A 6,313-nucleotide genomic window follows, 5' to 3' on the forward strand; every position below is an offset into this window, starting at 1 on the left:
ATGTTTGTAAAGGTAAGAGTTCCTGCAACAAGCGCAAACTTAGGACCCGGATTTGATGTTGCGGGTCTAGCAGTAACTTTATATAATACATTCACTTTTGAATTATTAGATGAAGGATTAGAAATCTTGGGATGTCCTGAACAGTTTGCGAATAAAGATAACTTAACTTATCGTGCCTTTGAAGAAGGTGCACGTTATGTGGGATTAGATTATAAAGGATTACGTATTACCAATGAAGGAGATGTTCCTTATACGAGAGGATTAGGTTCTTCTTCTACATGTATTGTTGCTGGTATTGTCGGGGCTTTCGCATTCAAGAATCGTTATGAAGAACGTCAGAACATCCTTGAACTTGCGACTAAGATTGAAGGACATCCAGATAACGTTGCACCAGCCATCTTTGGTGGATTAACTGTATCTGTTATGGAAGAGCATAAAGTGACCACACTTTCGATCCCTGTTAAACAGGACTATCGTTATGTAGCGCTCATTCCACCTTTCACATTATCTACAGAAAAAGCACGTTCTGTATTACCACAGACATTAGACCGTGCAGATGCGATTAAGAATGTATCTCATCTTGCATTGATGGTTGCATCACTTATTAATGGATATGATGAAGGTTTAAAACTAGGCTTCAAGGATCGTTTCCATCAGCCATATCGTGGACACTTAATTGATAACTTCTTCCCTATTATGGATGTATTAGAGAAAGATGAAAGAGTATTAGGTGCTTATCTATCAGGTGCAGGGCCTACTATCATGGCTTTAATTCGTGCGGATGATACAATGGGTGTTGTTCGTATTAAAGAAGAATTAGGATCTTTAATTGACGGATGGCAAGTAGAAAAGTTAGAATTAGATGAACGTGGATTTACATGTGACTTTTTATAATACCTGGCTGTTGTCAGGTATTTTTTTCGGGAGGATTAAATGAAGAATTATCATACACATACAACAAGATGCATGCATGCAATTGGAAGTGAAGAAGAGTATATCTTAGCAGCCATTTCAACTGGATATACAGAACTAGGCTTTTCAGATCATACACCATGGCATTATGATTCAGGCTATCATGCCACAATGCGTATGGATGAATCACAGCTTGAAGACTATGTCCATACATTATTAGTACTTAGAGATAAATATAAAGACAAGATTTCTATTAAGATTGGTTTAGAATGTGAATATTTTGAAGATAAGATGGACTGGCTTAAGGAGCAGGTAGAACGTTATGGACTAGATTATCTTATTTTAGGTAATCATTTTGATGGCAGTGATGAAACAGGTATTTACTATGGGTATCCTGTAAGTTTAGAAGAATTAAAAAGATATGTATCACAGGTGCTCAAGGCAATGGATACAGGTTTATTCTCATATGTAGCACATCCTGATGTTGTCTTTTATGATGAAAGTAAGCAGGAACATATTGATGAATTAGAAAAAATCTGTATTCATGCAGCTGAAATAAATATGCCTTTAGAATTCAATTTATTAGGATATAAGGCAATGCGTCATTATCCAAGTCAGCCATTTGTTGATTTATGTAAAAAGCATCATAATCGTATTATTATAGGAACAGATGCGCATGATGCTGGTGCATTAAAAGACACTAAAACATACAATCGTGCTTATACTTATTTAAAAGAAAATGGATTAGAGATTACCGAAGATATAAAGATGTTGAAATAGGAGGCTTGAAAAAGCCTTTTTGTTTTGGTGGTATGAGTGCATAATATAAATAAGAGAAGGAGAAAATGCATATGGTTAATTATGAAGAAGCAAAGAAAATTGCTTTAGAATCACTTGGTGAAATGGCAATACATATCGATGAAGCATTTGAAACAGAGGATGCTTATATTTTTAACGATTCTAAACATATTTATGCAGGATGGATTCCTGTTGTGATTAGAAAAAGTGATGGTCATCGTGTTCATTATGGTGAATATATGCTTGGTGATGATCAGACATGGACTTATAGGAAAAAAATAAAATTCTAATCCTTTTGACAGTTATGAGTGTACTTATGGTGAAAAAGCATCGATATATCCAACATTTTTTAATGCACTAAAACATTGGAAATGTAGTAATATATATCATAGTCGTATTACTTTATTATTTATATAATTGCTTTAGATGGAAAAAAACAATGATATTATTTCTTTTATAGCGAAAAATCTTTAAAATAGAAGTGCCTAGTACAAATCAAAGGATTGGTAATGGATATATTATTTGATGTATAATAAAGGTGGTGATAAAATGGAACATATTACAGATATAGATAAAACAGCACATCTTGAAGAATGTGTAGAAGCGGTGAGAGAAATCATTAATCCAGATGATTATGGATTAACTGAAGAAGCACTTTATGCCTTAACAAAAGAAATCATGGATACTTCTCTTACAATGGGAGGAGACTTTCATTTAGATAATATTCGTTTCTTTGCGGAACGTTTTATTAAGAGTGGATCAATCGCTCGTTTTAAGATGGCTCATGAAAATGATTTTTAAGGAGGGATTGTATGGGTAAAATAGAAGATGTTATCCAACAGTACCTGGATGAACATAAAAGTCATTATCTAGGTAAATATCGTTATAGATGTAGTTATCGCATTGGTGATACTGCTATGAAGTTTCATTATTATATGCTTGATGAGAGCTTCAGAAATATCGATATTTATGTTGAGCTTTCATATGGTGAGAAAGTTGATGCGGAATTTTCAGAAAATTTAAATGACCAGGAAAAGCAGTTTATTATTAAAGATGCTCTGGTAAATATTTTTTATAAAGAAAAGTTTAAACATGTTCTTCACTATTCTTTGATTCCAAAAATTGTGAAGGAACATCATTTGATTGATACAAACATGGCACCAATCGATTATATCGAGATATTGGAGTATATGAAGTATCATCAGGGTATTAATCAGAAGACAATTGATTCTTTTTATGAAATCTATCTTCCAGTGATGCATGATTTAATCAAGACACAAAAATATGATGTTTATATTTGTTCGTTGATCTTATTATTGCGTAACATACTTTATGAATATGATTGGGATGGACCAAATTCCAAGTATCGTGATACTGAATATCAATATCATTTATATTATGTGAGAGAATTGATCCAGGAAATCGTGGATCGCTTAGATGTATTTTATAAGCATGCGGCAAGCTACTTATTCCATTTAATGCATCTTTTATGTCAGCATACATTATTCGCATTCTGTATCATGACTGATTTAAGCTCATTGTTTAATTCTAATCAAATTGTCTTAAAAGCTTTATCAGATAATATGAAGAAACATTTTATTTTATATGATAAAGAAGCAGATAATTTGAATGAATGTAATCTCGTTTATTCTTATTTATTCTATTATTACTTACATAAGAAGGAACCTTTTAGAGAAGTTATCAAACAGTTCTTCAGAACAATTGTGGATTCGATTCTTGTCTATGCGAACCATGATCTAGATATTGCGTTAGGTAATACGTTATTAAAGAATGAGGGATATGATGTATTGTTGGATTTATTTAGCAGTGACTATAATACATTTGTATTCACATGCTTCCCAATCAGTTCATTCCCAACAGAAATGCGTACATCAGTTCGTAATGAACTTGTTGCCGCTATTCGTTTCTTTGCAGGTAGAATGAATAATGATAAGTATAAACTCAGCTCATTTGAACAGGTATTGAATATCAATAGATTGTTATTGGATAATTTTGGAGATTGGTATAAATGAAAAAGAGAAATATAGTTACAGCGGTCTTCGGGACAGCTGTCCTTGCAGCTGCAGGGTTATATCAAAAAACAAGTCAGTTTGTGGATGAACGTTTATATCGCACACATATTAATCGTACTTCATTTGAGGTTTTAAAACCTCAGGTTGTACGTATTAAGAATATGAATGATGCGATTTTAACTGGGTATCTTCTTGAAGTGGATCATGCAGACAATACATTGATTATGGTTCATGGATTTACTAAGGATGCTTCTTCTTTAGAAAATGAAGCACTCTATTTTCAGTCAATCTGTCCACATACCAATATTTTGATGGTTGACTGTTATGGCAATGGTTCATCGGATGGTGTCACAAGAGGTGTTGGTTTTCAGGATGTTATGGATATCAACTACTGGAATCGTTATATTATTCAAAAATATGGCAAAGAACATCATGTCTTCTTCTATGGTAAAGAAACAGGTGCAACTGCACTACTTTGTGCAGGCAGTGCCGGCTTATTAAAGAATGCAACAAGCATGATTGTAGAAAGTACATTTAAGAATGTACGTGACTACTTTGCTTATCTCATGAAAAATGAAGGATATCCAGAATCAATCACACGCCCTCTTCTTTCGATTGTGTTAAGAAAAGAATTAAATATCACTTTAGATGATTTAGATGTCATGAGATATATTATGAAAAATACTATTCCTACATTATTTATTCAGAACAAGAATAACAATAAAGCTGATTTTAATAATGTATTTGATTTATACAATGCAGCAGTATGTGAAAAAGAACTGATGCCATTAAAAGATAAGCCATTTTATGCTCTTGATGAAAAGCATCCTTATAAGGATCTTCTCGCAGAGTTTTTAAATAGAAATGGATGATAGGAGGACGCTATGTATTTTAAAGAATCAAAAGGTTTCCCAAAGGATTTCTTATGGGGAAGTGCTTCAGCTGCTTATCAGGTAGAAGGTGCCTGGGCTGAAGATGGTAAAAAACCTTCTGTATGGGATAAGTTTGTAAGAATCCCTGGTAAGACATTCAAAGCCACTACAGGTGATAAAGCAGTTGATCATTATCACATGTATAAAGAAGATGTCAGATTAATGGGTGAAATGGGTCTTAAGACTTATCGTTTCTCAATTGCCTGGTCAAGAATCTATCCAGATGGCAACGGGCAGGTGAATGAAAAAGGTCTACAGTTTTATGATGACTTAATTAACGAATGCTTAAAGTATAACATCGTACCAATGGTGACTGTATATCATTGGGATTTACCACAGGCATTAGAAGATCAATATCATGGCTGGGAAGACCGTCGTATTGTCGATGATTTTGTTAATTATGCAACAACATTATTTAAACGTTATGGTGATCGTGTTAAACACTGGATTATTTTAAATGAACAGAATGTCTTCACAGGCCATGGCTGGATGCTAGCAAAACATCCACCAGGAAAATTCAAAGACATGAAGACTTACTATCAGGTAAATCATCATGCATTCATGGCTCATGCTAAGTCAGTGTTGGCATTAAAAGAACTTTATCCTGATGCATTAGTTGGCTCATCATTTGCGTATGGTCCAGCTTATGCTGTGTCTGATAAGCCGGAAGATCAGATGGCATGTGTAGACTATGAAGATTTGAAGTCATATTACTGGATGGATGTTTATGCATATGGACGTTATCCAAGATCTGCCATGAAATACTTAGAATCATTAGGCGTTGCACCTCACTTTGAGGAAGGCGACCTTGAAATTCTAAAGGCAGCTGCCGCAAAGGTAGACTTTATGGGTGTGAACTATTATAAGACATGCAGTATTGAATATAACCCATTAGATGGTGTTGATTCTCTTGGCGGTGAAAACAATACAGGTAAAAAAGGTACAGCTGAGATGGAAGGTGTGCCAGGTATGTATAAAGTACCAGCTAATAAGAATCTTCCTACAACTGACTGGGACTGGACTATTGATCCTATGGGATTACGTTTTGCATGTCGTAAGATTACTTCACGTTATGATTTACCAATCGTTATTTCAGAAAATGGTCTTGGCGCATTTGATAAATTAGAAGATGGACAGATTCATGATTCATATCGTATTGAATATTTACGTAACCATATCGAGGAATTAAAGAAAGCATGTGATGATGGATGTCGTATTCTTGCATACTGTACATGGTCATACACTGATTTATTAAGCTGGTTAAATGGTTATCAGAAACGTTATGGTTTTGTATATGTAGATCGTGATGAAGATGAAAACTCAGGTACTCTTAAGAGAATTCCAAAAGATTCATATTATTGGTATAAGAAAGTTATTGAAACCAATGGTGAAGAATTATAATTCATAGAAGGCTGATTCATATTGAATCAGTCTTTTTATGTTTAAAAAATGCATAGGAAGCTTGCAAGAGACATATATAAAAGAGGATAAATAATAATTAAAATAGAAAAACATTGATTATATCAACAAAAATAGACGCTGCGAGATAAAAATAGAAAATAATTCAAAAAAAACACTTTACAAGTGTCAGTATTTTAGGTATTATAGACAGGCAGTCCGGGAGACGGGCTGAGACAG

At 33.8% G+C, this 6,313-nt stretch carries 7 protein-coding genes; all 7 read left to right on the forward strand.

Annotation, left to right across the window (positions count from 1 at the left end; translation table 11 throughout):
- The gene (thrB, locus tag ACFOZZ_RS09545) at nucleotides 1–894 is read left to right on the forward strand and encodes a homoserine kinase (protein ID WP_055233731.1); all 894 of its coding nucleotides are present in this window, start codon (nucleotides 1–3) and stop codon (nucleotides 892–894) included.
- 39 nt (nucleotides 895–933) lie between these two features.
- Nucleotides 934–1,692 carry a histidinol-phosphatase gene (locus ACFOZZ_RS09550; protein ID WP_376815134.1) on the forward strand — a complete coding sequence of 253 codons (759 nt, stop codon included), beginning with the start codon at nucleotides 934–936 and terminating at the stop codon, nucleotides 1,690–1,692.
- Between the two features lie 71 nt (nucleotides 1,693–1,763).
- Nucleotides 1,764–2,000: a hypothetical protein gene (locus ACFOZZ_RS09555; protein ID WP_055233729.1), complete on the forward strand. Its 237-nt coding sequence runs from the start codon at nucleotides 1,764–1,766 to the stop codon at nucleotides 1,998–2,000.
- Between the two features lie 259 nt (nucleotides 2,001–2,259).
- On the forward strand, nucleotides 2,260–2,511 hold the full coding sequence (locus ACFOZZ_RS09560; protein WP_006505197.1) for a hypothetical protein: 252 nt from the start codon (nucleotides 2,260–2,262) through the stop codon (nucleotides 2,509–2,511).
- A gap of 11 nt (nucleotides 2,512–2,522) precedes the next feature.
- A complete protein-coding gene (locus ACFOZZ_RS09565; protein ID WP_055233728.1) occupies nucleotides 2,523–3,743 on the forward strand; it encodes a hypothetical protein in 1,221 nt (406 codons plus the stop codon).
- On the forward strand, nucleotides 3,740–4,615 hold the full coding sequence (locus tag ACFOZZ_RS09570) for a hypothetical protein (protein WP_376815135.1): 876 nt from the start codon (nucleotides 3,740–3,742) through the stop codon (nucleotides 4,613–4,615). Before ACFOZZ_RS09565 ends, ACFOZZ_RS09570 begins: the two co-directional genes overlap by 4 nt.
- 12 nt (nucleotides 4,616–4,627) lie before the next feature.
- On the forward strand, nucleotides 4,628–6,076 hold the full coding sequence (locus ACFOZZ_RS09575) for a glycoside hydrolase family 1 protein (protein ID WP_055233726.1): 1,449 nt from the start codon (nucleotides 4,628–4,630) through the stop codon (nucleotides 6,074–6,076).
- Nucleotides 6,077–6,313: the final 237 nt, after the last annotated feature.

It is taken from the genome of Catenibacterium sp. GCM10023432 (assembly GCF_042651925.1).
Taxonomy (GTDB): domain Bacteria; phylum Bacillota_I; class Bacilli_A; order Erysipelotrichales; family Coprobacillaceae; genus Catenibacterium; species Catenibacterium mitsuoka.

Excerpts from the sequence above, each read along its gene's own strand:
- thrB (WP_055233731.1), top strand. The coding sequence starts at position 1 with ATGTTTGTAAAGGTAAGAGTTCCTGCAACAAGCGCAAACTTAGGACCC.
- ACFOZZ_RS09550 (WP_376815134.1), top strand. The coding sequence starts at position 934 with ATGAAGAATTATCATACACATACAACAAGATGCATGCATGCAATTGGA.
- ACFOZZ_RS09555 (WP_055233729.1), top strand. The coding sequence starts at position 1,764 with ATGGTTAATTATGAAGAAGCAAAGAAAATTGCTTTAGAATCACTTGGT.
- ACFOZZ_RS09560 (WP_006505197.1), top strand. The coding sequence starts at position 2,260 with ATGGAACATATTACAGATATAGATAAAACAGCACATCTTGAAGAATGT.
- ACFOZZ_RS09565 (WP_055233728.1), top strand. The coding sequence starts at position 2,523 with ATGGGTAAAATAGAAGATGTTATCCAACAGTACCTGGATGAACATAAA.
- ACFOZZ_RS09570 (WP_376815135.1), top strand. The coding sequence starts at position 3,740 with ATGAAAAAGAGAAATATAGTTACAGCGGTCTTCGGGACAGCTGTCCTT.
- ACFOZZ_RS09575 (WP_055233726.1), top strand. The coding sequence starts at position 4,628 with ATGTATTTTAAAGAATCAAAAGGTTTCCCAAAGGATTTCTTATGGGGA.